Source organism: Mesoflavibacter zeaxanthinifaciens DSM 18436 (assembly GCF_000422365.1).
GTDB lineage: Bacteria > Bacteroidota > Bacteroidia > Flavobacteriales > Flavobacteriaceae > Mesoflavibacter > Mesoflavibacter zeaxanthinifaciens.
Genome location: NZ_AULQ01000005.1, coordinates 105,905 through 132,880 on the forward strand (window position 1 = coordinate 105,905; position 26,976 = coordinate 132,880).

Annotated in this window: 25 protein-coding genes; 19 read left to right on the forward strand and 6 right to left on the reverse strand. The window is 32.1% G+C overall.

What is annotated here, in order from left to right; translation table 11 throughout:
- Window positions 1-61: 61 nt before the first annotated feature.
- From H574_RS0104980 to H574_RS0105040, 13 genes are all read left to right on the forward strand, one after another.
- Window positions 62-607: a hypothetical protein gene (locus H574_RS0104980; protein WP_027879506.1), complete on the forward strand. Its 546-nt coding sequence runs from the start codon at window positions 62-64 to the stop codon at window positions 605-607.
- Window positions 608-807: 200 nt separating this feature from the next.
- On the forward strand, window positions 808-1,311 hold the full coding sequence (locus tag H574_RS0104985; protein ID WP_027879507.1) for a c-type cytochrome: 504 nt from the start codon (window positions 808-810) through the stop codon (window positions 1,309-1,311).
- A gap of 6 nt (window positions 1,312-1,317) precedes the next feature.
- Window positions 1,318-1,893 carry a fasciclin domain-containing protein gene (locus H574_RS0104990; protein ID WP_027879508.1) on the forward strand — a complete coding sequence of 192 codons (576 nt, stop codon included), beginning with the start codon at window positions 1,318-1,320 and terminating at the stop codon, window positions 1,891-1,893.
- Window positions 1,894-1,922: 29 nt separating this feature from the next.
- Complete coding sequence (gene nosZ / locus H574_RS0104995) at window positions 1,923-3,893, forward strand: Sec-dependent nitrous-oxide reductase (protein ID WP_027879509.1); 1,971 nt, start codon at window positions 1,923-1,925, stop codon at window positions 3,891-3,893.
- Window positions 3,894-4,024: 131 nt separating this feature from the next.
- Window positions 4,025-4,621, forward strand: coding sequence for a hypothetical protein (locus H574_RS0105000; RefSeq protein WP_027879510.1), 597 nt, complete (start codon window positions 4,025-4,027; stop codon window positions 4,619-4,621).
- Between the two features lie 50 nt (window positions 4,622-4,671).
- Window positions 4,672-5,109 (forward strand): nitrous oxide reductase accessory protein NosL, encoded by a 438-nt coding sequence (locus tag H574_RS0105005; RefSeq protein WP_027879511.1) that lies wholly within the window; start codon window positions 4,672-4,674, stop codon window positions 5,107-5,109.
- A gap of 4 nt (window positions 5,110-5,113) precedes the next feature.
- On the forward strand, window positions 5,114-6,349 hold the full coding sequence (locus tag H574_RS0105010) for a nitrous oxide reductase family maturation protein NosD (protein WP_027879512.1): 1,236 nt from the start codon (window positions 5,114-5,116) through the stop codon (window positions 6,347-6,349).
- The gene (locus H574_RS0105015; RefSeq protein WP_027879513.1) at window positions 6,343-7,050 is read left to right on the forward strand and encodes an ABC transporter ATP-binding protein; all 708 of its coding nucleotides are present in this window, start codon (window positions 6,343-6,345) and stop codon (window positions 7,048-7,050) included. The genes H574_RS0105010 and H574_RS0105015 overlap by 7 nt, the downstream gene beginning before the upstream one ends.
- On the forward strand, window positions 7,043-7,825 hold the full coding sequence (locus H574_RS0105020; RefSeq protein WP_027879514.1) for an ABC transporter permease: 783 nt from the start codon (window positions 7,043-7,045) through the stop codon (window positions 7,823-7,825). The genes H574_RS0105015 and H574_RS0105020 overlap by 8 nt, the downstream gene beginning before the upstream one ends.
- A 30-nt stretch (window positions 7,826-7,855) precedes the next feature.
- Entirely contained in the window at window positions 7,856-8,278 is a 423-nt protein-coding gene (locus H574_RS0105025) for a hypothetical protein (protein ID WP_027879515.1), read from the forward strand.
- An 88-nt stretch (window positions 8,279-8,366) separates the two neighbouring features.
- Window positions 8,367-8,732: a hypothetical protein gene (locus H574_RS0105030; protein WP_155912584.1), complete on the forward strand. Its 366-nt coding sequence runs from the start codon at window positions 8,367-8,369 to the stop codon at window positions 8,730-8,732.
- Between the two features lie 102 nt (window positions 8,733-8,834).
- Window positions 8,835-9,680, forward strand: coding sequence for a hypothetical protein (locus H574_RS0105035; protein WP_027879517.1), 846 nt, complete (start codon window positions 8,835-8,837; stop codon window positions 9,678-9,680).
- Window positions 9,681-9,803: 123 nt separating this feature from the next.
- The gene (locus H574_RS0105040; protein WP_027879518.1) at window positions 9,804-11,804 is read left to right on the forward strand and encodes a TonB-copper family protein; all 2,001 of its coding nucleotides are present in this window, start codon (window positions 9,804-9,806) and stop codon (window positions 11,802-11,804) included.
- Between the two features lie 303 nt (window positions 11,805-12,107).
- On the opposite strand, the gene H574_RS0105045 is transcribed toward H574_RS0105040, so the two are convergent.
- From H574_RS0105045 to H574_RS0105070, 6 genes are all read right to left on the reverse strand, one after another.
- Window positions 12,108-12,572 carry a hemerythrin domain-containing protein gene (locus H574_RS0105045; RefSeq protein ID WP_027879519.1) on the reverse strand — a complete coding sequence of 155 codons (465 nt, stop codon included), beginning with the start codon at window positions 12,570-12,572 and terminating at the stop codon, window positions 12,108-12,110.
- Window positions 12,544-13,755, reverse strand: coding sequence for a hypothetical protein (locus H574_RS0105050; protein ID WP_027879520.1), 1,212 nt, complete (start codon window positions 13,753-13,755; stop codon window positions 12,544-12,546). The genes H574_RS0105045 and H574_RS0105050 overlap by 29 nt, the downstream gene beginning before the upstream one ends.
- Before the next feature lie 114 nt (window positions 13,756-13,869).
- On the reverse strand, window positions 13,870-14,601 hold the full coding sequence (ric, locus tag H574_RS0105055) for an iron-sulfur cluster repair di-iron protein (RefSeq protein ID WP_027879521.1): 732 nt from the start codon (window positions 14,599-14,601) through the stop codon (window positions 13,870-13,872).
- Between the two features lie 116 nt (window positions 14,602-14,717).
- Window positions 14,718-15,152, reverse strand: coding sequence for an RrF2 family transcriptional regulator (locus tag H574_RS0105060; protein ID WP_027879522.1), 435 nt, complete (start codon window positions 15,150-15,152; stop codon window positions 14,718-14,720).
- A 56-nt stretch (window positions 15,153-15,208) separates the two neighbouring features.
- Window positions 15,209-15,559 (reverse strand): hypothetical protein, encoded by a 351-nt coding sequence (locus H574_RS0105065; protein ID WP_027879523.1) that lies wholly within the window; start codon window positions 15,557-15,559, stop codon window positions 15,209-15,211.
- Window positions 15,559-16,533 carry a polyprenyl synthetase family protein gene (locus tag H574_RS0105070; RefSeq protein WP_027879524.1) on the reverse strand — a complete coding sequence of 325 codons (975 nt, stop codon included), beginning with the start codon at window positions 16,531-16,533 and terminating at the stop codon, window positions 15,559-15,561. The genes H574_RS0105065 and H574_RS0105070 overlap by 1 nt, the downstream gene beginning before the upstream one ends.
- Window positions 16,534-16,651: 118 nt before the next feature.
- On the opposite strand from H574_RS0105070, the gene H574_RS0105075 reads away from it, so the two are divergent.
- The 6 genes from H574_RS0105075 (at window position 16,652) to H574_RS0105105 (ending at window position 26,971) form a co-directional block, all read left to right on the forward strand.
- Window positions 16,652-17,257 carry a TetR/AcrR family transcriptional regulator gene (locus tag H574_RS0105075; RefSeq protein WP_027879525.1) on the forward strand — a complete coding sequence of 202 codons (606 nt, stop codon included), beginning with the start codon at window positions 16,652-16,654 and terminating at the stop codon, window positions 17,255-17,257.
- Window positions 17,258-17,277: 20 nt separating this feature from the next.
- On the forward strand, window positions 17,278-18,597 hold the full coding sequence (locus H574_RS0105080) for a TolC family protein (protein WP_027879526.1): 1,320 nt from the start codon (window positions 17,278-17,280) through the stop codon (window positions 18,595-18,597).
- 12 nt (window positions 18,598-18,609) lie between these two features.
- Entirely contained in the window at window positions 18,610-19,782 is a 1,173-nt protein-coding gene (locus tag H574_RS0105085) for an efflux RND transporter periplasmic adaptor subunit (RefSeq protein WP_027879527.1), read from the forward strand.
- Window positions 19,783-19,793: 11 nt separating this feature from the next.
- Window positions 19,794-23,297 (forward strand): efflux RND transporter permease subunit, encoded by a 3,504-nt coding sequence (locus H574_RS0105090; protein ID WP_027879528.1) that lies wholly within the window; start codon window positions 19,794-19,796, stop codon window positions 23,295-23,297.
- An 87-nt stretch (window positions 23,298-23,384) separates the two neighbouring features.
- On the forward strand, window positions 23,385-25,139 hold the full coding sequence (aspS, locus tag H574_RS0105100) for an aspartate--tRNA ligase (RefSeq protein WP_027879529.1): 1,755 nt from the start codon (window positions 23,385-23,387) through the stop codon (window positions 25,137-25,139).
- 50 nt (window positions 25,140-25,189) lie between these two features.
- Window positions 25,190-26,971 (forward strand): chloride channel protein, encoded by a 1,782-nt coding sequence (locus H574_RS0105105; RefSeq protein ID WP_027879530.1) that lies wholly within the window; start codon window positions 25,190-25,192, stop codon window positions 26,969-26,971.
- Window positions 26,972-26,976 lie beyond the last annotated feature (5 nt).

The window sequence follows — 26,976 nt, forward strand, 5'->3', positions numbered from 1 at the left end:
ACCAAATATAGCGATGGTTTTATTATATTTATAACGTTTACATTTAACTAAATTGATGATTATGAAAAATATCCACTTAAAACAACTTGATTTTAAATTATTGCTAATATTTAGTGTGTTTTTTACGAGTTTATCATTTTGTCAAGGTAATTTAACAAAAAACAAAAGTGATTTCTGGGAAAACGTAAGATTTGGTGGCGGTTTTGGTTTAAGTACAGGCGATGGTTTTTTTAGTGCCACCTTAGCACCTAATGCTATCTATCAATTTAATAGTAAATACGGATTAGGTGTTGGCTTAAATGGGACGTATAATAGACAAAAAAATGTTTATAAATCTACAATTTTTGGAGGTAGCGTTATTGGAATTTATAATCCTATAAATGAAATACAACTTTCTACTGAATTTGAAGCTTTAAATGTTAATAGAAAGTTTGAAGGTAACTTTTCTAATAATCTAGATAATAATTATTGGTATCCTGCTCTTTTTGTAGGTGCTGGTTACCGTACAAACAACATTACTTTTGGTATTAGATACGATGTACTTTATGACAAAGACAAAAGTATTTATGCAGATGCTTGGATGCCTTTTGTTAGGGTATTATTTTAAAAAAATAAAAAAATCTTTAGACATATAATCTAACCTCTTTGTATTTAAATGAAGAGGTTTTTTCTTTAGCAAAAAAAAATATATATAATTAGGATAAATTTATCCTAAATATGATTTTTGTCATGTTTTGAACTAGCTTCTATTTGTAATTTTATCAAAGATTTGTTATCTTATTAAGTACAAACATTAAACTAAACATTATGAAAACAACACTAAAACTTATGATTATTTTTTTTGCAACACTACTAATTAGCTGTGGCGGAAAAGAAGAAAAGAAAAAAGAAACATTTTCTTATAAAAAGAAAACAACAACTGAAAAAACAACAACAAAAACACCTGAAAAAGTAAAAGCTTCTGACAAAGTAGTTTTAGATAACAAAGGTGTAGGACCTATAAAAAACATTGATTTAGGTGCTGAAATAGATAAAAAAATGGCAACACAAGGCTCTGAGATATTTAAAAAAATGTGTACTGCTTGCCACAGACCTGACAAGAAATTTATTGGTCCAGCTCCTGCTGGCATCTTAGATCGTCGTGCGCCAGAATGGGTAATGAATATGATTTTGAATCCTGAAGTTATGGTTAAAGAAGACCCATTAGCTAAAGAACTTTTAATAGAATTTAATGGAGCACCAATGGCAAATCAAGGACTATCAGAAGAAGATGCCAGAGCTGTATTAGAATATTTTAGAACCTTAAAATAACAAACCATGAAAAAACCAATTAAAATCTTGTTTTTAACCTTTACAATTGCAGTTTTATTCTACTCTTGTAAGGATGCAAACAAAGACTCAACAACCACAACAGAAGTTACTAACGAAGCCTCAAAACCTTCAAAAAAGTCTGGACAAGCCTTTATTGAGGATGATAAGAGTTCAACTGTTTTAAGTATTGCAATGGGCTCTAAAGACCATACAACACTTGTAGCAGCTGTACAAGCTGCGTCTTTAGAAAACGCTTTAGTAAACGCAGGACCATTAATGGTTTTTGCTCCTACTAATGAAGCTTTTGAAGCTTTACCAGAAGGAATAGTAGACAATTTATTAAAACCTGAAAACAAAGATGCTTTAGCTAATATCTTGAAGTATCATGTAACTCCAGGAAACTACTCCAAAGACTTTTTAAAGAAATTTAAAAAATTAGGTCAAGCTAACAACGCCTATGTAAAAGTAGAAGTAATTGATAACGAACCCATGATTGGTGGTGCTAAAATACTAGCTAGTATTAATGCTGGTAACGGCATAGTCCACGTCATTGATAAAGTTTTATTACCACCTTCAGAATAACTACAAACACTATTTAAAAATAAACAAAAATGAAAAAAATATTAAAATCAACACTTGCAATTGTAGCGGTATTTGCCGCATTTACAAGCTGTAATAACTCTGGTAAGTCTGGCGGAAAATCTGGAGCCTTATCAAGTAACATAGCCGAAAAAGTCTATGTAGCTCCTGGTGAGCACGACTCGCATTACGCCTTTATTTCTGGTGGTTACAGTGGAAATTTAACCGTTTACGGCTTACCATCTGGTAGAATGTTTAAAGAAATACCTGTGTTTTCACAGTTTCCTACTTCAGGTTATGGATATTCTGAAGAAACAAAACCAATGCTAAATACCTCTCATGGATTTATTCCTTGGGGAGATTCTCACCATCCAGATATTTCTCAAACCAATGGAGAAATTGATGGTCGTTTTATTTTTATAAATGAAAATAACACACCAAGAATAGCAAAAATTGACTTAAAAACTTTTGAAACTACCGAAATTATTGAAGTACCAAATAGTGCTGGTAATCATAGTTCTTCATTTGTCACAGAAAATACAGAGTATGTAGTAGCAGGAACACGTTTTTCTGTACCTGTACCACAACGTGATATGCCAATTAAAGAGTATAAAGGTAATTTTCAAGGTGCACTATCATTTATTAGCGTAGCACCAGAAACAGGTAATATGGATATCAAATTCCAAGTTTTAATGCCTGGTTTTAACTACGACTTATCACATCCTGGACGCGGAAAATCTCATGGTTGGTTTTTCTTCACTACTTATAATACTGAAGAAGCAAATACACTACTAGAGGTTAACGCTTCACAAAACGATAAAGATTTTATTGCAGCTATTAACTGGAAAAAAATTGAAGAATACGTAAATAACGGAGGCGGAAAAATGATGCCTGCAGAGTATGCACACAATGTCTATGACGAGCATACACACACTGCAACTTCTACAATGAAAAAAGAAGTACGTGTGATTAATCCAACTGAAGTACCAGGAGCTGTATATTTCTTACCAACACCAAAATCTCCTCATGGTTGTGATGTAGATCCTTCTGGAGAATATATTGTTGGTAATGGTAAGCTATCTGCCAACTTAACAGTGCATTCATTCTCTAAAATGTTAAAAGCTATTGAAGATGAAAAGTTTGCTGGTGAAGCATACGGAATTCCGATCTTAAATTTTGAAGATGTTTTAGCAGGATCTGTTGAACAGCCTGGACTTGGCCCATTACATACTGAGTTTGATGATGAAGGAAATGCATATACGACTTTCTTTATTTCATCTGAAGTTGTAAAATGGAAATTAGGAACTTGGGAAGTCATTGACAGAAAACCTACATATTACTCAGTTGGTCACTTAACAATTCCTGGAGGAAACTCAAGAAAACCACAAGGTAAATACATGTTTGCGATGAATAAAATCACAAAAGACAGATACTTACCAACTGGTCCAGAAATGGAACATTCGGCTCAATTGTACGATATTTCTGGAGAGAAAATGGAACTATTGTTAGATTTCCCTACACACGGAGAGCCTCATTATGCTGCTGCAATGGAAGCAGACTTAGTAAAAGAACGTTCTCAAAAAATCTACAACTTAGAAGAAAATAAACATCCTTACGCTGCTTTTTCAGATTCAGATGCTAAAGTGGTAAGAAAAGGTAATGAAGTTCATATTTATATGACTACTATTAGAAGTCACTTTACACCAGATAATATTGAAGGTATCAAATTAGGTGACAAAGTATTTTTCCATGTCACTAATTTAGAGCAAGATTTTGATGTACCTCATGGATTTGCGGTACTAGGACAAAACACATCTGAGTTGTTAGTTATGCCTGGACAAACAAAAACATCTGTTTGGGAACCTACTAAAGTTGGTGTATGGCCATTTTATTGTACAGATTTCTGTTCTGCACTACACCAAGAAATGCAAGGTTATATAAGAGTATCACCTAAAAATTCTGATGTACCATTAAAATGGTCTATGGGAGAAGACATAGAATAACAAATCTATAAAATTAGAGAGATTTTGTTTTAGTGTTTATTTCTCTAACTAAGGCGAGAGTTGTTTTTCGCTCTCGCCTTTCTATTAAATACACTACAACAAATAAAAATATAAAAGTTAATTATTGTATTATGAAAAAGTCTAACCTCATAATGTTCTTGGCAGCTATTTTACCATTAGGATTATTTTTATTTCCGCTTTGGAAAATTACGCTGGAAGCACCACAATATCCTACACCTTTAGGTATGTATATACATATTAATGACTTTGTAGATGCCAATCCGCATGATATTAAAAACATAAACTTAATGAATCATTATGTTGGGATGCAATATATTCCAGAAGCAATTCCGGAGTTTAAAATTTTTCCAGCTGGTATTATTATAACAACAATTTTAGGATTGCTAATTGCTTGGAAAGGAAATTACAAATGGTTTTTAGGCTGGTTTATATTAATGATTATTTTAAGTGCTGCCGGAATGTATGACTTTTACCTCTGGGAACACGATTATGGTCACAATTTAGACCCAAAAGCCATCATGAAGTTTACCAATCCGGATGGGACCCAAATGGGATTTCAGCCACCACTTTTTGGAAGTAAAGACATCTTAAATTTTAGAGCACATTCGTATCCTCAATTTGGAGCATTATTTTTAGGTTTAGGTATTGCTGCAGGATTTGTTGCTTATTTTATAGGTAAAAAAAGACATAAAAAACTCCCTTCTTAAATAAACCCTTCCCTTTAGGAAGGATTTAAGATCGGAAAAAAACACTAAAAATGAAAACACTAAAACACTATATATTTATTTCATTACTGCTATTAGTTTTTAGCTGTAATGTTTCACCAAAACCAATAGACTACGGAAGCGATGGCTGTCATTTTTGTAAAATGACTATTGTAGATAAAGTACATGCTGCAGAGATTGTTACTAAAAAAGGAAAAGTTTACATGTTTGATGCAACAGAATGTATGATTAATTTCAGAAAAGATTTTGACACATCTGAGATTGAACTTTATCTATCAAACAACTACACAGAACCAGAAGCTTTAATAGACGCTACCGAAGCTACATTTTTAATCAGTAAAAATATTCCAAGTCCAATGGGCGCATTTCTATCTGCTTTTAAAAATGAAGCAGATGCTAAAGAATTTCAAGCTGAAAAAGGTGGCGATTTATATACCTGGGAAGAATTACTAGCCAAATTTAAAGACTAGTATCATGAAAACATTTTTCATTGTTATGTCTGTCATTTTTATGACAAAGCTAAGTATTGCTCAAAATATAACCGTATGCAAGACCTGTCCCATTTCAACTTTAAAAAAAGCAATTGCACATGCAAAAGATTTTGATACAATAGTTGTTAAATCTGGTACTTATAAAGAGTTTGATGTTAACGTCAATAAGCCTTTAACTATTATAGGTGAAAACTATCCTGTAATTGATGGCGAATTAAAAGGCGAAATCATTACTATTACCTCAGACAACGTAACTGTTGATGGATTGTTTATCATAAACGTTGGGACTAGTTACACTGAAGATTATGCTGCAATACGCGTTAAAAACAGTAAAAACTTTTTGATTCAGAATTTAGTACTAGAAAAACTTTTTTTTGGTATCTACATCGAAAAATCCAGAGACGGCAAAGTGTTTCATAACAAAATTATTGGTGATGCTGTAGAAGAATATAATTCTGGTAACGGCATCCAACTTTGGTATAGCAATAACGTAAAAATAGAACATAATTTTGTACAACATGTACGTGATGGTATTTATTTAGAATTTTCTGATGATTGTGTCATAAAAAACAATGTAAGCGCATTAAATGTGCGTTATGGACTTCACTTTATGTTTTCTAATGACGATATTTATCAAGACAATATTTTCGAAAATAATGGTGCAGGCGTTGCCGTAATGTTTTCTAAACACATAGAGATGTACAACAATATTTTTAAGGAAAATTGGGGAACGGCTTCTTATGGTTTGCTGTTAAAAGAAATAAACGATGCAGAAATTGAAGGCAATACCTTTGAAAACAACACGATTGGGATTAATATTGAAGGTTCTAATCGTATTAATTACAAGCAAAACACGTTTTCTAACAATGGTTGGGCCATTAAAGTAAAAGGAGCATGCTACACTAATAAATTTACCCAAAATAACTTTTTATATAACTCTTTTGATATTGCCTATAATAGCAAGGTTAATGACAACGAATTTGATAAAAACTATTGGAGCAATTACACAGGTTACGATCTTAACAAAGATGGTATTGGAGATGTGCCTTACAGACCAGTAAAACTATTCTCTTACATTGTAAATCGCACACCAGAAACCATTATTTTACTGCGTAGTATGTTTATAGATATTATTGATTTTTCTGAAAAAGTATCTCCCGTATTTACTCCAGATGATTTAATGGACAACAACCCTCAAATGAAAAAAATAACATGGTAACTATAGAGAATCTACATAAAAAATTTGGTAAAAATCAAGTGCTAAGCGGTGTTGATTTATCCATAACTGAAGGCGGTATTTTTGCAGTTCTTGGACCAAATGGGTCTGGTAAAACAACATTGATAAAATCGGTTTTAGGCATGGTAATTCCTGATAAGGGAAACATTACCGTTTTAAATGAGAACATTAAAAAGAATTCTGATTACAGACATAAAATTGATTATTTACCGCAAATAGCCAATTTCCCAAGTAATCTTCGTGTTAAAGAATTAATCAAGATGATTAAGGATTTGCGCAAACCCACCAATGAAGATCAACGATTAATAGAACTCTTCAAATTAGAACCCTTTTTAGATAAAAAATTAGGCAATCTTTCTGGTGGAACCAAACAAAAAGTCAACCTGGTTTTAACCTTTATGTTTGATAGTCCATTAATTATTTTGGACGAACCTACTACAGGTTTAGACCCAATTTCTCTTATTAGATTAAAAGATTTAATCAGTGCAGAAAAAGAAAAAGGAAAAACCATCTTAATCACTTCTCATATTATGAGTTTTGTTGAAGAAATTTCGGATGAAATTGTGTTTATCCTCGAAGGTAAAATCTATTTTAAAGGCACTATTCAAAAATTAAAAAACAAGACCGATCAACCTGATTTTGAACACGCGATTGCGTCTATATTAACAGACAATCATGCTTAAAATATTAAAATATAGTTTTTTCGATTTAATGCGTAGTCGTTGGAGTTACGTCTATTTTGCATTCTATTTACTGCTTGGTATTGTCCTGTTGTTTTTAAACAACGACCTATCAAAAGCAGTCATAACGCTAATGAACGTTATTATTGTTTTAGTACCTTTAATAGGAACTATTTTTGGCGTTATGTATTATTACAATTCCAAAGAATTTACAGAGCTTTTATTAGCACAACCCTTAAAGCGTTCGTCTATTTTTTTAGGCCAATATTTAGGTGTAGCCTTATCACTTTCTATGAGTTTAATTTTAGGCTTAGGATTGCCTTTTGTGTTTTATGGTTTGTTTGAAAGTAGTGCCATTTGGGACTTTTCATTACTACTTATTACAGGTACATTTTTAACCCTAATTTTTACTGCTTTAGCTTTTAATATTGCCTTATCTAACGAGAATAAAATTAAAGGTTTTGGATATGCAATTTTGCTTTGGTTATTCCTGGCAGTCATTTATGATGGTCTGTTTTTGATGACACTAATTATGTTTGAAGATTATCCTCTAGACAAAGTATCTTTAATCGGTACGATGCTAAATCCTATAGATTTATCAAGAACATTAATTTTATTAAAACTAGATATTTCAGCCTTACTAGGCTATACAGGAGCAGTGTTTAAGCAATTTTTTGGAACTAGCTTTGGGTTAATTATATCTTTTATTATGCTTACCGTTTGGGTTGTGTTACCTGTTTTAAGAATTATATTTAAGTCTAAGAAAAAAGATTTTTAAGCTACTAATCGACATTAAAACCACACCATTATGAAAATTAAATTTGCCATAGCATTACTTATTTTAGCTTTCGTTTTTGGTTGCAAAAACGACCAGTCTAATCCTCAGACAACTTCTTCTATACAATTAGAAGGTTTGACACTTAATAACAACCAGAAATGGGTTGCTAATAAAGAAACGCATATTGGAATGCAGCGCATTGATTCGATTTTAAAACATAATGATTTTAAGAGTGCTAAAAAACTAGGCAAATCGCTTTCAAAGCAAACCAGTTATATCATTAAAAGTTGTGATATGACTGGCGAAGCGCATGACCAACTTCATGTAGTACTGGTTCCTATTATAGAAGAAATTTCAGAGATAAAAGAACTAGATAACACTTCAGAAATAGACAAAAAAGTAAGACATTTGCAACGCTTAACAGCAACCTATTTTAACTATTTTAAAAACTAATTATTAGCTGACATAAATCATATTATTTAGGACAAGTTTGTCCTAATTTAGCAACATGATATTAAAGGTTACATATAAATTAACTGCCTTGTTTTTAACATTCGTTTTATTAGCGAACAACATTAACAATGTCGTTATTGTAACCGATTTTGTGATTAACCAAGAGGTTATAGCTAAAACACTTTGTATCCAAAAAGAAAATCAAAAAGGATGTAACGGTAAGTGTCAATTAACAATAGAACTGGCAGAAAATAACACCAATTCTAATCAAAATGCACCATTGCCAGACAATGAAAGAACGCACTTAGACTTTTTTGTTATTAATACTTTTAGACATCTAAACGTTGAGGAATTTTCTCAAATATCTCAACTACACAGTAATCTATATTATAAAATAAAAGCACCAACTACTGGCTTTTATACTATAGATACACCACCACCAAATTTGTGTTAATTTTTTCGTGATGCTCTTAGAGCATATTTCTTTCTTTTTTGATGCCAAAATGGTTTCAAAACAAGATAATTATGTCAAAAAATTAACTCAAACACTATAATAATGAAACTTAAATATTTATTACCAATCGTATGTTTTACGCTATTCTTTTCATGTTCAACAGACGATAATGACGACACAATGCTAATTAATGAAGTTGAAAATTTACAACTTATTAAAACCATAGAAAATGGTGACCAATCCATAGAACTTTATAACGAAAAAGGAATGTTTGAAACTGGTTACAACATGATTAGCTTAAGAATTAAAGACAATAACACAAATACATACGTAGAAGATGCTACAATCTCTTGGATGCCAGTAATGCAAATGCCAACGATGCAACATTCATGTCCTAAATCCGAAATCACAAAAGCAATAGGAAAAGATACGGTTTACCAAGGTTTTATAATCTATCAGATGACTTTTGAAGATGGTTCTGGTTGGTCTTTAACTTTAGATTATACTATTAACGATGTGGACTATTCTGTAACAGAAACTATAAACGTTATGCAATACGAAAACCAGAATACTGCAAGTTTTATGGGTAGCGACGATAGTAGATATATTGTAGCTTTGATAGCGCCTAAAGCCCCAAGTATAGCAATAAATAACATGAAAGTAGGTCTTTTTAAAATGGAAAATATGATGACGTTTCCAGTTGTGGAAGATTACACCATTGCTTTAGATCCGCGTATGCCAGGAATGGGTAATCATAGCTCACCAAATAATACAGATTTAACGTATAACAGTGCAGATCATTTTTACTACGGAAATTTATCCTTAACAATGACTGGCTATTGGAAGCTTAATCTGAAGCTTTTAGACGCGTCCGGAACTGTTTTAAAAGGTGAAGATGTTACTGAAAACAATGAATCTAGCAGTTTATATTTAGACCTAGAATTCTAATTTTTATTATATGCCATATTGAGCGCAGTCGAAATGCTATAGAAAAGATAATAATAGCCGTTTTTTCGGCTGTTCTCAAATTGGCAGCATTTCACACTTATTTAAACACTAAAATTTTTTGCTATGAAAATGCAACTATTAGTCTTTTTATGTCTTCTAGTATCTGCAACTGGTTTTACACAAGACCAGCAAGAAGAAGCCAAAAAAGACACGACAAAATTAGAAGAAGTCCTTATCGTATCGCGACGTAAATTTAGTAATCACAGACAAGAAAAAACATTATCTAGTATTGATGATTACTTAGAAAAATCCAATAATGTTACGATGATAAAACGAGGTAATTATGCTTGGGAACCAACGGTTAACAACATGGTTAGCCAGCGTTTGGTAGTAACCATTGATGGCATGCAGATTTTTGGTGCTTGTACTGACAAAATGGATCCCATTACATCCTACGTAGATGTATCAAATCTTGACAAAGTAACTATTGGTTCTGGTCAAGAAGGTACCGAAAACGGACATTGTGTTGGTGGAGGCATCGATTTGCAATTACCTACTTCTAAATTTAATGGTTCTGGTCTAAAATCAAGTATCGATTTAGGTTACGAAACTAACGGAAATTACAAAGCTACAGGATTAGATCTGGAATATGCAGGCAACAAGTTTTTTATAAGTGCAGATGGGATTTTTAGAACATCTGATAATTATGATGCTGGTAACAATAAAGAAGTATTATATTCTCAGTTCGAAAAATATAATCTATCCTTACAAACAGGTTATAAATTCTCTGAAACCCAAAGCCTAGACGCCAATATTATTTACGACAAAGCCACAGATGTTGGCTATCCTGCTTTACCAATGGATGTATCTTTGGCAGAAGCTTTAATTAGCTCATTAACCCATCATTACACACCAGAAAACAAAGCCTTAAAAACATTAGAAACCAAATTGTATTTTAACACTATCACTCATATAATGGACGACACCAAGCGACCAATTGTTCCTATAAGAATGGATATGCCTGGATGGAGTGATACCTATGGATTTTACAGCAAAGCAGATGTTATTAAAGACAAACACCATGTATCTCTTAACTTAAATGGGTTTTATAATAAATCTTTAGCTGAAATGACCATGTTTTCTAACAACCCAAATGAACCAGATATGTTTATGTACACTTGGCCAGATATTAGAACACGTTACACAGGTATTTTTGCCAAAGACGCATATTATTTAAACGATAATTCTAGCCTAGAATCTTCTGTACGCTTTGGTTTACACAACAACAGGATAGCCAAAGAAGAAGGCGTAGAAAGTTTAGGTATTTTTCATGATAATGTAGAAGACACCAAAGACAGAACGCTATTAAGTGTTGCGTCTGCTTACAAGTATAATAAGAACAATTATAAGCTTTCTTTTGGTTTAGGTTATGGCGAACGTGCACCATCGGTAAGTGAAGGTTATGGTTTTTTTATATTTAATAGTTTTGATAATTATGACTACATAGGCAATCCAAATTTAAAAGATGAAAAAGCGCTAGAAGCCAACTTTAGTTTCAACCAAAAATTCAATGATTTTGAAATTGGCTTACAATCATCTTACTTTTATATTATGGATTATATAATCGGAGATTTAGCGCCAAACGTAAGTTCTATGACTATTGGTGCTAATGGAGTACGCGTTTATAATGCTTTAAACCATGCTTCTATTTTTGATATCTATTTAAACAGTAGCTATAAAATTTCTGAGCGATTATCAGTAAACGGAACTATTGGTTATAACTATGGTAAAGGAAGCAATAACAAAAATTTACCACTTATAAAACCGTTCTCTTATTTTGCTGAATTTAATTACAATACATCAAAATTTAATGCAGCTTTACAGCTAGAAGGTAATGGCAATCAAAGTAATTTTAGTAGTTTATATGGCGAAAATGAAACCGCTTCATATGCTATCTTAAACCTTAATTTAGGTCATGCATTTTATGGTAAAAACGGAAAAACAATTCTAAAATATGGTATCGAAAATATTTTAGACGCCAATTATTCTACCTATGCAGACTGGAATAATATACCAAGACAAGGACGCAATTTTTATGTGAATTTATCTTATGTATTTCCTTGAAAATGATATAAACATGGTTAAATGTGTGAACTAAAAAATATATAAATCATAAACCTATTAGACCTCACAGGTTTTAAAATCTGTGAGGTCTTTTTTTAAAAGTATTTCTGTCATTAAGAATGAGGCACGAAGAGGAATCTTATAATAAAGAGATTTCTCGTCACTCGTTTTGTCGAAATGACAAGAAACCATTAAAGGTTTATAAAAACTAATTCTGATAATCATCGGAAGTAAAATCCCAAAGTTTTGAAAACAGGATAAAACCTTTAATTTGATAATCAAAAGACGACATAATCTTTGGACCTATTTTGTCCAAAATTCATCATCAGTATTATCTTCAAAAACTTCTGGTTGATGAATTTTTTCAATATCAATTAATTCTGCTTCCGTAGCTATCTTTTGTATTTCAGGAAACAACACACGTTCTTCAAATCTTATATGCTGTTCTAATTGGTCTTTAATATGCTGCAACGTTATAGTCTCATCATTACTCTCTTCAAACAAGTGTATTAAATTTTTGTGTTCTGTCAAAGCACGTTTTACCAATTCGTGATCATTGCCTAAAATGGGAAAAATGTGATTTTCTTCCATTTCAAAATGCGGAATTAAATGGGTTTTGTAAAACCAGTCAGCATACGTCTTAATACGTTTTGTCGCTATCTGATATCGAAAACCCATTTTAATTTTATAACACAATAACAAGCCAAAATGATGTTCTCTGCTTAAGGGTTGCAAGGCTTTATGTCTTTTTTGTGGCTGATGTTGCATACTTTTTGGATTTAATAATATTTAATAAAATAAAACTAATGCCTAAAGGCAATAAAATGCTAAATAAAAATAATAGCAGGTAATATTCTGTTAGGATTCCGCTTTTAAAATAGTACTTGATGCCTTGAATGAGCAGTAATAATTCGGTTAATACAAAGCCTAAGACAAAACTATAAACACCAAAAGTTAGTGATTTTGAAACCGTAACCAAATCAGTTTTCAAGATAAAAGCAAATAAAAATCCACTAATAACACCAAGCATTAACAAATGGATAAAACCAATAACAAAATTACGATGCTCATAAACTACTTGAGAAAACTCAGGTAAAATAGAAAGTGACTGAAAAACTACTTTAAAAACAAAACAAATCAGCGCAAAACAATACATATAAAATATTAGCTTGTTTTTCTGATTTGTCAGCGTATTTATTTTCGGTTTTATAAGTTGAAAACATTTATACAGCGCTAAAATTTGGATAACAACACCAAAACCATTAATCCACAATAAACTATCATGAGGTGCAAACCATTGAGTTGGCAATGCAAAGGTTAATAAAGTTGATGCAATTAATAACCAGAAAAACTGTTTAAATATTTTAGAATTTTCAACCTGTAAAAGATGAAAAAAGACCACTAAAACTGCTATTAAAAACCATCCATTAAACTGATAATGTAAGAAGAATTGTATTGCTATTTGATAAAACGCAGACGACTGACCAAGTGTTGCTACTGCTGGACCTAAACACCAAACACCAAAGGTAGAAACAACCATAAATAACAATGCTGTTTTTAACAACTTTTGACTTACGTTTGATGAGGTTTTGCAGTGTTTCCAAATTAGATACACAAAGTAGTAACTACAAAAAATGTGTAAGGTTGAAAACGTAATAGAAATAGCAGCATATCCTTGAAACGGAAAAGTAAGCATCATGCCAATTACAGCAACTTCTGTTAGCCAAAACAACCGATTGAAGACCTTAAGTTTTTCTGGAACAAAATAATGTACAAAAAGTACATATAACATTAAATATACCCAACCTAACATGGCTACGTGCGAGTGCGCATGCGTTAAAAACCGATAATTAATATCAATAGAGTCTATAAAAGAAAAACGCAAAGTCAATCCCATTACTGCAGCAATAAAGAAATTAATTAAACAGACTATGACTAATTTTTTTGGCATGTATCAATTAGTTGGGTTAGAAAAGTAATGAAATAAGATAAAAATCCCGAAATGTCTGAGGAAAACATTTCAGGATTTTACTATAGGTTAAAAAAAGTAGATAAGGGATCGCTATCAATCAAATTGTGTTTCTAACGCTATAGCTTTAGGAAACAGAATGTTATTTTCTAAATGAATATGTAAATGCAAGTCTTTTTCAAATTCCTCTAACATAGCAAAGGTAACTTTATACGTGTTGCAAGCATCAGCTGGCGGATTGTAATTGTCCGTTAATTCTGCAATGTCTCTAAAACGTTGTCCTTCATTATCGTGTTCTTCCTTCATCATAGCAATTGGGTTTTCTACAGTGCCAAATTGTGGTGATTGGATTGCTTCATTTTTTAATTTAGCATTAACCATTCTCTTTACAAAAGGGAAAAGGATTAGTTCTTCCTTCTTCATGTGTGAGGCTAACTCGCCTGCAGATGCTGTAAACAACTCGTTTATTTTAAATAATTCTGGATGACGTTCGCCATGCACACGACATAATTTGTTTAAAAACTGAAGTAACACAGGTATTTTTTCTTCTACATATCTGTGGTGTTTTTTCTCTATATATTCTGCCAACAAGTCTAATGGCCAAGAGTTATAGTCTATACTTTCGCCTGTTTTGGCATTTAAAACGTTATTAAGTTCTGCTATAATTGCAGCTTCATCAATACCTTTTTTCTTGCAAGCTTCGGCAACTGTTCTATTACCATTGCAACAAAAATCTATTTTGTATTTAGAAAAAATAGCTGCAGTTCTAAAATCGTCTGCAACGTACTGTCCTATTTCTTTTTCGATGTTTTTTTGTAATACTTCCATGATTTATTATTTATTTCGGATAAATTTGTCTTATTTATATTTAAATTTTTTTTATTGAAACTCGATTTCAATCTAATAATTGTAAGTTGAAATCGATCCTTTTTTATATTGTAATTTTAAGTTTTTAAAAACGAAGAACCTAACTTAATATCCATAGCTAATTCTTCTAAATTAGTAGTTTCTAACATCTGTTTCAAACCATTTCTAATATCTTTAAATTTATCGTGCACAGGACAAGGATGATTTTCGTCGCAGGCACTTAAACCTAAGCCACATCCACTGTAGACAGCATCTCCATCGATAGCTTTAACAATTTGAGATAATTTAATTAATGGTATTTCATCTTTATCAATTTCAAAACCACCATGTGCGCCTCTTACAGATTTTATAATATGGTTTCTAACTAAAGCTTGAAGTATTTTTGCAGTAAATGCTTGAGGAGAATTAATTTCTTCAGAAATCTCCTTAGGACTTACACGTTGCCCTTCATAAGAGTTTTTAGCAATAAAAATTGAGGCTCTAATTCCGTATTCGCAAGCTTTTGAAAACATTTATTAATAATTTATTACAAAGATATAAAAACTAATTAAGACAAAACTATCTTAAATTAAGAATATTGGTGTCTAAACCATACTTTTTGCCATTCTCGTTTTAGAATTAAAAATGAAACGTTTTCACTTAACTGCAAAACATCGTTACCATCTAAAGCTTTAATTTGATGTTCTGGCACATCAATTATATATAGCAAATTAAGATATTCTGTAAATTTTTCTTGTATTAATCTATATACCGTATCCTGCAACAACAACTTCAAACTAGTTGGTAAGATATCCTCATCAAAATCTAAATCTATATTAGCGTATAAAAAATCTTTATTTAGTTGAGAGACTAATTTTTTATACAAATTTAATTTTGTGGCGTCTTCAATTAAGTATTCAAATGTTGCTGGTAATTTCATTAGACTTTTCTTGTCATTAATCCCATTCCAAAATCTTTTAATAACTGCTTTTTTTCTTCAGAGATAGTTAAGTCATCTAAAATCTTAAATGCTTTATTTGTATATTCTTCTATAGCATTTTGAGTTGCTTTTGCAGATCCACTTTCTACAAAAAACTGTTTTACAGTTTCTATTTTATCTTTGTTATCTTCTAATTGAACCGAATATAATTGCTCTAATTGCCTTTTTTTATCTGCATCCAAATACTCTAATGCTTTTAAATACAGATATGTTTTTTTATTTTCAATAATATCTCCTCCTATTTGCTTTCCAAACGTTTTTGGATCGCCAAATGCATCTAAATAATCATCTTGAAGCTGAAAAGCTATACCTAACAATCTTCCAAATTGATAGATGCTTTCTTTATTTTCTTCAGACGTTTTTGCAACAATAGCTCCCATCTTCATAGCTGCACCAACTAGCACCGCTGTTTTATACTCAATCATTTTTAAGTATTCCGAGATAGTAACATCATCTCTTGTTTCAAAATCTACGTCGTATTGTTGTCCTTCACAAACCTCTAAGGCTGTTTTACTAAATAATTTAGCCAATGCTTGAAACGTTTTAGACTCATAATTCTCAAATAATTGATAAGCCATAATTAGCATTGCATCTCCTGACAAAATACCTGTATTTATATCCCATTTTTCATGTACAGTTTGTTGTCCGCGACGTAATGGTGCATCATCCATAATATCATCATGCACTAATGAAAAATTATGAAAAATCTCTACACTTAATGCTGCATCAAAAGCATCTTTATGGTTCGCATCAAAAATTTCGGCAGTCATTAAAGTTAGTACTGGCCTCAATCTTTTTCCGCCTAATTCTAGAATATAATTTATAGGATTGTATAAGTTTTCTGGCTGTTTTGGCTTTGCGTATTGCTGTAAATACGCCATAAACGCTTTTTGATAATTAGAGATATTTTGCATCCTGCAAAAATAAAGCAATTACATATATTAAACTAAAATAATCGCATGTTAAAAAATCATTAAAACTTTGGAAACTTTTTTTGTTTTTAAAGTTTCCTGACGTACATTTGCCCAGATTATGAGAGAGAATATTTTAGACAAATCAGCAGATTTATTTTTAACCTACGGGTTTAAAAGCGTAACAATGGATGATATAGCCAATGCTTTAGGTATTTCAAAAAAAACCATATATCAACATTTTGATAACAAAACAAAGCTAGTAGAAGCTACAACATTGCATATGTTTGATATGATATCTAAAGGCATTAATTGTATTTGTTCTTTAGAAAAAAACCCTATTGAAGAAATTTATGAAATCAAACGTTTTATAATGGAACATTTGAAAGATGAAAAATCTTCACCTCAACATCAACTTCAAAAGTATTATCCAAAAATTTTTGAATCATTAAAGCAAAAGCAATATTACTTAATGCAAGATTGTGTTGTAAATAATTTAAATCGTGGTGTGGAATTAGGATTATATAGAAAAAGCATCAACATTCAATTTATATCTAGACTATACTTTAATAGTATGATGTCTTTAAAGGATAGAGAATTATTTCCTTTACAAAATTTCTCAATGAACATGTTAATGGATAATTATTTAGAATATCACGTTCGTGGAATTTGTACATCAAAAGGCTTAGATATTTTAAAAGAACTAACAGAAATAGATCAATCTTAAAAACTACCAAAAGAATATAAATGAAATCATTATTCAAATTACTAATAATCACAGTGTCTTACTTTGGGATTGCCCAAGAGACACCACAAAATTTTAGCTTACAAGAAGCTATAGATTTTGCTTTAGAAAATAACAGGCAAGCTAAAAATGCTACTTTAGATATCGAAGCAGCAAAAAAACAAAAATGGGAAACTACCGCAACAGGATTACCACAAATTAACGCTGCTGTTGATTACCAAAACCTAATCAAACAACAGTTTGAATCTGTAGATTTCAACCAAGATGGTATCCCAGATTTTGGAGCAAAAAACTCTGTCAACGCTTCTGCAACATTAAGTCAGTTACTATTTGATGGTTCTTATTTAGTTGGATTACAATCTGCAAAAGTCTATTTAGAAATTTCTAAAAACTCTAAAGAAAAAACAGATTTAGAAGTTAGAAAAGCAGTAATTAATGCCTACGGAAACGTATTAATGGCTGAAGAAAGTGTTTCAATTTTAGAGAATAACATTAAAATTCTTCAGAAAAATTTAGATGAAACCACTAAAATCTACGAAAACGGATTAGAAGAAGAAGAAAGTGTAGAGCAATTACAAATCACATTATCTAGTGTGCAAAGTAACTTAAACAATACTAAAAGATTAAAAAACCTAGCCTATCAAATGTTAAGTATAACTATAGGTCTAGACTATAATGCTCCTATAATTTTAACCGACGACTTAGAAAGTCTAACTGTAAAAAACATACTTCAAGACGGTATAGAAGATGCAGATGTAAAAAACACAATTGATTATAAGATAGCTGCCAACGATAAAACCTCTAAAGAATTACTGTTAAAACTTGAAAAAAGTAAAGCACTACCAACTTTAAGTGCCTTTTTAAGCGGTGCATATATTGGGAATAATAACGAGTTTAAATTCTTATCAGATCAACAAAAATGGATTGGCACAGCTACATTTGGCGCTTCATTAAACATCCCAATTTTTAGTTCTGGTATGCGTAGTGCAGCAACACAACGCGCAAAAATTAACTTAGAAAAAGCTCAAATAAATCTAGATGAAACCGAGCAACAATTAAAATTACAAATTGAAGCTGCTAAAAGTGATTTTATTCTTGCTACAGAAGAATACGAAAACAAAAAGCAAAATCTTAATCTTGCCGAGAGAATCGAAAATAAAAATCAGACCAAATTTTTTGAAGGTGTTGGCTCTAGTTTTGAACTAAGACAAGCACAAACACAACTATACACAGCACAACAAGAATTTTTACAAGCTATGTTAGACGTAATTAACACAAAAGCAGAATTAGAAACATTAACCAACACAACAACCAAATACTAAACTCTTAAAACAATGAAACATATACAATTAATAATCCTTACATCACTATTATTAGTAGCTTGTGGCGGTGATAAAAAGAAAAATACCGTACAAAGTGTTTTAGAAACTAATAATCTAGAAACCATTAGAGCTAAACGCGCAGAGCTTGTAGAAAATCAAGAAGAAATACATGCAAAAATCAAACAGTTAGATGAAGCTATTGCAAAAATAGACACTGTAAAAAAAGTACCATTAATTACTACAATTACAGCCAAAACTGAAGTTTTTAATCACCAATTAGAAATTCAAGGTAACGTAACCACAAAAAACCTATTAGTTATTACACCAGAATTTAATGGCATACTAACAAATGTATACGTTAAAGAAGGCCAAAAAGTTAGCAAAGGACAATTATTAGCAAAAATTGATGATGGCGGATTAAGCCAACAATTAGCACAATTAAAAATTCAAGCAGATTTAGCGCGTACAACTTTTGAGCGTCAAAAACGTCTTTGGGATCAAAACATTGGTAGCGAGATACAATACTTACAATCAAAATCAAATTACGAAGCGCAACAAGAAGCTGTTAATCAACTACAACAACAAGTCTCAAAAACTAGTGTAAAAGCTCCTTTTTCAGGAACTATAGATGATGTAATTACAGAACAAGGAAGCGTTGTTGCTGCAGGACAAACACCGCTTATGCGTATTGTTAATCTAAATGATATGTACATAGAAACAGATGTACCAGAAAGTTACATAACAGATGTAACCAAAGGTAAAGATGTTACAGTCTCAATTCCTGTAATTAACAAAACTGTTGACACCAAAATTAGACAAGCCGGAGATTATATAAACCCAGCTAACAGAACATTTAAAATTGAAGTTCCTGTTCCTAATAAAGACAAAGACATTAAACCAAACTTAACTGCCAAATTAAAAATTAACGATTATACCAACAAAGAAGCTTTACTAGTGCCACTAAGCATTATATCTGAAAATGCAGAAGGAGAGCAATACCTTTATACTATTAAAGATAAAAATAAAAACGGAGAAGGTATTGCTACTAAAGTAATCATCAAAACTGGTAAAACACAAGGCGATGTTATAGAAGTGCTTGAAGGCATTAAAAACGGTACCGAAATTATTAAAGAAGGTGCTCGTAGCGTAAAAGACGGACAAACAGTTAAAGTCATTAAATACTAAAAAATCAACCAATGACTAAAAAGAAAAAAAATAAAAAAGTAGACAAAGAGTTTGCACTATCATCGTGGGCAATTAACAATAAAACCACAATGTATGTACTTATTCTGGTCATATTTTACTTAGGTGTATCTGCTTTTTTCAGTATGCCAAGAGAAAACTTCCCAGAAGTTAACGAGACTAAAATATACGTAAGCGCTGTGTTCCCTGGTAACACAGCAGAAGACATAGAAAAACTTATCGTAGATCCATTAGAAGACGAGCTTAAAACAGTTAGCAACGTTGTCGAAATCACATCTACTTCTCAAGAAGATTACGGAATGTTAATGGTAGAATTTGACGAAAACATAACTGTAGAACAAGCAAAACAAAAGGTAAAAGACGAAATTGACACCAAAACTTCTGGCGAGGATTGGCCAACTTTTAATGGTGCAAAAGTAGAACCTGATGTGTTCGAGTTAAGTCTTTCTGAAGAAATGCCAATTCTTAACATTAACATTTCTGGTGATTATCCGATTGAAAAACTTAAAGATTATGGCGAATATCTTCAAGATGAAATTGAAGACCTTTTAGAAATCAAAAAAGTAGACATTCGTGGTGCACAAGAAAAAGAAGTTGAAGTCGCTGTAGACATTTACAAAATGATGGCTGCTCAAGTTACTTTTAACGATATTATAGGCGCTATAAATAATGGTAATGTTACTATGTCTGCTGGTAATTTAAAAGCAAGCGGACAAAGACGTACCATTCGTATTTTAGGAGAAATAGAAGATCCTGCTCAATTAGAAAATTTTGTTGTAAAATCTGAAAACGGAAACGCTATCTACCTAAAAGATATCGCTGAAGTATCTTTTAAAGAAGAAGACAAAACAACCTTTGCAAGAGAATTTGGTCATCCAGTAGTAATGTTAGACGTTAAAAAACGTGCTGGTAAAAACATGGTTGCTGCTGCAGAGCAAATTCAAGTCATTGTAAAAAATGCAAAAGACAATGTATTTCCTCAAGATTTAACTGTTACCATAGCAAACGACCAATCTTCTGTAACCATTGGTCAGGTAGATGACCTTGTAAACAACATTATTTTTGGTGTTCTTTTAGTAGTTACCGTTTTAATGTTCTTCTTAGGATTTAAAAACGCCATATTTGTTGGTTTTGCTATACCAATGTCTATGTTTATGTCTTTAATGATTTTAGAATTATTAGGACAAAGTCTTAATACCATGGTACTTTTTGGACTAATTATGGGGCTTGGTATGCTAGTAGATAACGGTATTGTTGTTGTAGAAAACGTCTACCGTTTAATGGATGAAGAAGGCATGACGCGTATGCAAGCTGCCAAAAAAGGAATTGGAGAAATTGCTTTCCCTATTATTATCTCTACACTAACAACTGTTGCTGCATTCGTACCGCTTGGTTTATGGCCAGGTATTATGGGAGAATTTATGATGATTTTACCTATCACACTTTCAGTAGTGTTAGGATCATCGCTGTTTGTAGCTATATTTTTCAACTCAGTATTAGTATCTCAATTTATGAGTACAGAAGATAAAGACATGCCATTAAATAAAATTATTCGTACAACAGTAATCATGGCTGTTATAGGAATTTTAGTCTTAATAGTTGGCGGTAGCTATCGTGGTTTAGGTACACTTATGGTATTTACCGCAATAATGTTATGGGTTTACAGATTAGTGTTACGTGGTTGGGCAAACAACTTTCAAAATAAAACATTAGTTAAGTTAGAGCGTTGGTACGAAAAACAATTACGCTGGGCTTTATCAGGTAAAAAACCATACCTACTAAGTTTAGGTACATTTGCATTACTTATTTTATCCTTTGTAGCTTTTGGTTTTTCATTATTTAAGCAACGTACCAAAGTTGAATTTTTCCCAGACAATAAACCTAATCAAATTATTGTCTATATAGAATATCCACAAGGAACTGCAATAGAAAAAACAAACGCTATTACCAAAGAAATTGAGCAACGCGTCTACAAAGTTTTAGACAACAATCAATATAAAGATGGCGACTATAACTTTATGGTAGAAAGTGCAGTTTCTCAAGTTGGCGAAGGTGCTGGTAACCCACAAACCGATGGTGGATCTGCTGCCGAAATGCCTCATAAAGCCAAGATTACCGCGTCTATGCGCGAGTATAAATACCGTCGTGGTGAAGATAGTGAGCTTTTAAGACAAAAAGTACAAGAAGCGCTTGTTGGTATTTATCCAGGTGTATTAATTTCTGTAGAAAAAGACCAGAATGGTCCGCCTGCTGGTGCTCCTATTAATATTGAAATTGAAGGTGAAGATTATAACGAGTTAATTGCTACAGCCGAAAAAATGCGTGAGTTTATTAACTCAAGAAACATTGCTGGTATTGACGAGCTTAAAATTGATGTAAATAAAGATAAACCATCAATGCAAGTTATTGTAGACCGTGAGAAAGCTGGAGAATTAGGAATAAGCTCTGCGCAAGTTGGGCAACAATTACGTAACTCAATCTTCGGTTCTAAAGCTGGGATTTATAAAGAAGGTGGAGACGATTATGATATTTATGTTCGTTTTAACGAAGATAACAGATACAATACAAGTGCGTTATTTAATCAAAATATCACATTTAGAAATACAACTGGACAAATAGTAAACGTTCCTGTTTCTGCAGTTGCCTCTTACGAAAACAATTCAGGGTTTAGTGCCATTAAACATAAAGACACTAAACGTGTTGTAACTGTATATTCTGCATTAGCACCAGGTTATACAGATGCTGGCGCAATTGTAACAAAAATTCAAAACGAAATGAAAAGCTTTGAAGGTTTACCAGAAAACATCAAAATAGATTATACTGGTCAAATCGAAGAGCAAAACAAGCAAATGGCATTTTTAATGGGTGCATTTTTTACAGGACTTGGATTAATCTTTTTCATCTTAATTTTCCAATTTAATTCGGTTTCAAAACCAGCTATTATAATGTTAGCTATTTTCCTAAGTTTTATTGGTGTATTTGGCGGATTAGTTATAACTGGTAAAGCATTCGTAATTATGATGACAATGGTTGGTATCATTTCGCTTGCCGGAATTGTGGTAAATAATGGTGTTGTACTATTAGATTACGCACAACTTTTAATAGATAGAAAGAAAAACGAATTAGACTTAGACGACAACGAATATTTAAGCAACGACGATCTTTTTGAAAGCATAGTAAAAGCTGGTAAAGCACGTTTAAGACCTGTATTATTGACCGCTATTACAACAATTTTAGGATTAATACCATTAGCTATAGGTTTAAACATTAACTTCTTTACATTGTTTAGCGAGTTTGATCCAAACATCTATATGGGAGGAGACAACGTTGTATTTTGGGGACCATTAGCTTGGACAGTAATTTATGGATTGTTTGTTGCAACATTCTTAACATTAATTGTTGTTCCGGTATTATTCTTCTTAACAATGAAATTAAAAATGTGGATTAGAAATAAATTCTCTTCTAATAAAACAGAAGTAATCGCAGAAGACATTTAATATCCCTTAATCACTTCTAAATAAAAAAGCCGAAGCACTTGCTTCGGTTTTTTTATTGCTTAAATTTGCACCTACTAAAACATAATTATGTATAGAAGTCATAGCTGTGGTGAGTTAAGAGCATCACATATAAATACAGACGTTACCCTTTCTGGTTGGGTACAAAAATCTAGAGATAAAGGATTTATGATTTGGGTAGATTTACGTGATCGTTACGGAATTACTCAACTTATTTTTGATGAAGAACGTACGCCTAAATCCATCATGGAACAAGCACAAAAGTTAGGTCGTGAGTTTGTGATTCAAGTTGAAGGAACCGTAATCGAACGTGAATCTAAAAACAAAAATATACCAACAGGTGATATCGAAGTTTTAGTAAAAGAATTAACCATTCTTAACGAATCTAAATTACCACCTTTTACTATAGAAGATGAAACTGATGGTGGCGAAGAGTTACGCATGAAATATCGTTACATCGATATTAGACGTAATCCCGTAAAAAACAACTTGATTTTTAGATCTAAAGTCACACAAGAGGTTAGAAATTTTTTATCAAACCAAGGATTTATAGAAGTAGAAACACCTTATTTAATCAAATCTACACCAGAAGGTGCACGAGATTTTGTAGTACCAAGTAGAATGAATGAAGGACAGTTTTATGCGCTTCCGCAATCACCACAAACCTTTAAGCAACTGCTTATGGTTGGTGGCATGGATAAATATTTTCAGATTGTAAAATGTTTTAGAGACGAAGATCTACGTGCAGATAGACAACCAGAATTTACGCAAATAGATTGCGAAATGGCGTTTGTAGAGCAAGAAGACATATTAAATGTTTTTGAAGATTTAACACGTCATTTGTTAAAAGAAGTAAATGGTGTTGAAGTTGAAAAATTCCCACGTATGCTTTATGACGATGCTATGCGCCTTTACGGAAACGACAAACCAGACATTAGATTTGGTATGCAGTTTGGAGAGCTTAACGATGTTGCACAACACAAAGATTTTGGTGTATTTAATAATGCCGAATTAGTTGTTGGTATCGCAGTACCTGATGCTGCATCATATACTCGTAAAGAGATAGACAAACTTATAGACTGGGTTAAGCGCCCACAAGTTGGCGCTTTAGGTATGGTTTATGTAAAATGTAACGAAGACGGTACTTACAAATCTTCAGTAGATAAATTTTACGATCAGGACGATCTTGCAAAATGGGCAGAAAAAACTGGCGCTAAAGCTGGCGATTTAATTTGTATCCTTTCAGGAGACACAAACAAAGTACGCGCACAACTTAGTGCTTTACGTATGGAAATGGCAGAACGTTTAGGATTACGTAAACCAAACGAATTTGCGCCACTTTGGGTAATCGATTTCCCATTATTAGAGCTTGATGAAGAAACTGGTCATTACCACGCAATGCACCATCCATTTACATCTCCAAAACCAGGTCAAATAGAATTATTAGATACTAAACCAGGAGACGTTAAAGCTAATGCTTACGACTTAGTATTAAACGGAAACGAAATTGGTGGTGGATCAATTAGAATTCATGATAAAGAAACTCAAGCCATCATGCTTAAACATTTAGGTTTTAGCGAAGAAGAAGCTAAAGCACAATTTGGTTTCTTAATGGATGCTTTTGAATATGGTGCGCCACCACATGGCGGACTTGCATTTGGATTAGATAGATTAGTGGCAATTTTAGGCGGACAAGAAACCATTAGAGATTTTATTGCATTCCCTAAAAACAATGCTGGTAGAGATGTCATGATAGATGCGCCTGCACCAATTGATGATGAACAATTAGACGAACTTAATTTAAGTTTAAAACTTAATTCATAAATCAAAAAAAATCCTGCAACCTTTGCAGGATTTTTTGATTAACTTTAAGTATGCCTAAACAATCGCTTTTAAAACGTTTTTTTATATGGAGATTAAAGCACATCTCCGAAAAAACTTTTACTTATATTTTAAGTGGTTTAGTTGGATTATTAGCAGGACTTGCTGCAGTAACGTTAAGAAACATCACCTTTACCATAGAAGGTGCTTTAGACAATTTAGCAGTCTTTTCTAAAAACCAAGTTTACTTTATTTTACCGGTTATAGGATTGTTTTTAGTGTATCTGTTTGTCAAATACATTTCAAAGAAAAATATAGAACATGCTATTCCTTCAATTCTATTTAAACTATCAAAAAGAAGCGGATTAATAGATCGGTCTAAAATTTATATTCCATTAATAACTGCACCTTTAACGGTTGGTTTTGGTGGATCTGTTGGATTACTTGGACCAGCAATAGCTTCTGGATCTGCAATAAGTTCTAATTTAGGACGACTATTTCATGTTAATCAACAAACAAGAACGTTATTAATTGGTTGTGCTGCTGCAGGAGCAATTTCTTCAATATTTAAATCACCAATTGCAGCAATTATTTTTGCGGTAGAAGTGTTTAGTTTAGATTTAACTTTTGCTTCATTATTACCGTTATTAATTGCTTCGGTTTCGTCTGTATTAACATCTTACTTCTTTTTAGGAGACGATTTACTGTTCAACTTTAATTTTTCGGACAAGTTTCAAATAAAAGATACTTTATTTTATGTGGTTTTAGGTATAGGTACTGGATTTGCATCTATTTATTTCACTAAAATGTACTTTTTTATTCTTCAATTTTTTGAGCGTTTTAAAACCAAACTCTTAAAATTAATAGTTGGTGGATTGGCTATTGGTGGTATGTTATTTTTAATTCCGCCACTTTATGGTGAAGGTTTTGGATTTATAAACAGCCTACTTGCTGGCGATCATTTAAGTGCGCTTGGCACAACACCTTTTGATGCTTTTAAAGATAATATTTGGGTAGTAATTGCCTTACTTTTTGGTATTACTATTTTTAAAGCTATTGCGATGACCACAACTTTTGCTGCTGGCGGAGCAGGAGGAATTTTTATTCCAACTATGGTTATGGGAAGCGCTTTAGGTAATGTGGTTGCTAAAGTCATTAATAACCTTGGTTTAGGATTTTACGTGTCAGAAACCAACTTTACCTTAATTGGTATGGCAGGACTAATTGCAGGTGTATTACATGCGCCTTTAACTGCCATTTTCTTAATTGCCGAAATTACTGGCGGTTACGAATTATTTATTCCTTTAATGATTGCTGTATCCATGTCGTTTATTATCAAAAAAAATGCGTTTGATTATACCATTTATACTCGCGAACTTGCTTTAAAAGGCGAACTTTTAACACATGATAAAGACCAAAGCGTATTAACTTTAATGACTTTAGATAGTGTAATAGAAACTAATTTTATAGCGCTAAATCCTAAAATGACTTTAGGCGAAATGCTACATAAAGGCGTTGCAAAATCTACCCGAAATTTATTTCCTGTTATTAAAAAAGATAAGACTTTGGTCGGAATAATTTTATTGGATGATGTTAGAGAAATCATGTTTAATCAAGCCTTATACGACACCACTTTTGTAGAAGATTTAATGCACAATGCGCCAGATATTATCGATTATAAAAACGATTCTATGAAAGATGTAATGACTAAATTTCAAAACTCTAATGCGTGGAATTTACCTGTCGTTAAAGACCATAAATACATTGGTTTTGTCTCAAAATCTAAATTATTAACAGCATACAGACGCCAATTAATTAACTTTACAAAATCTTAAAATCA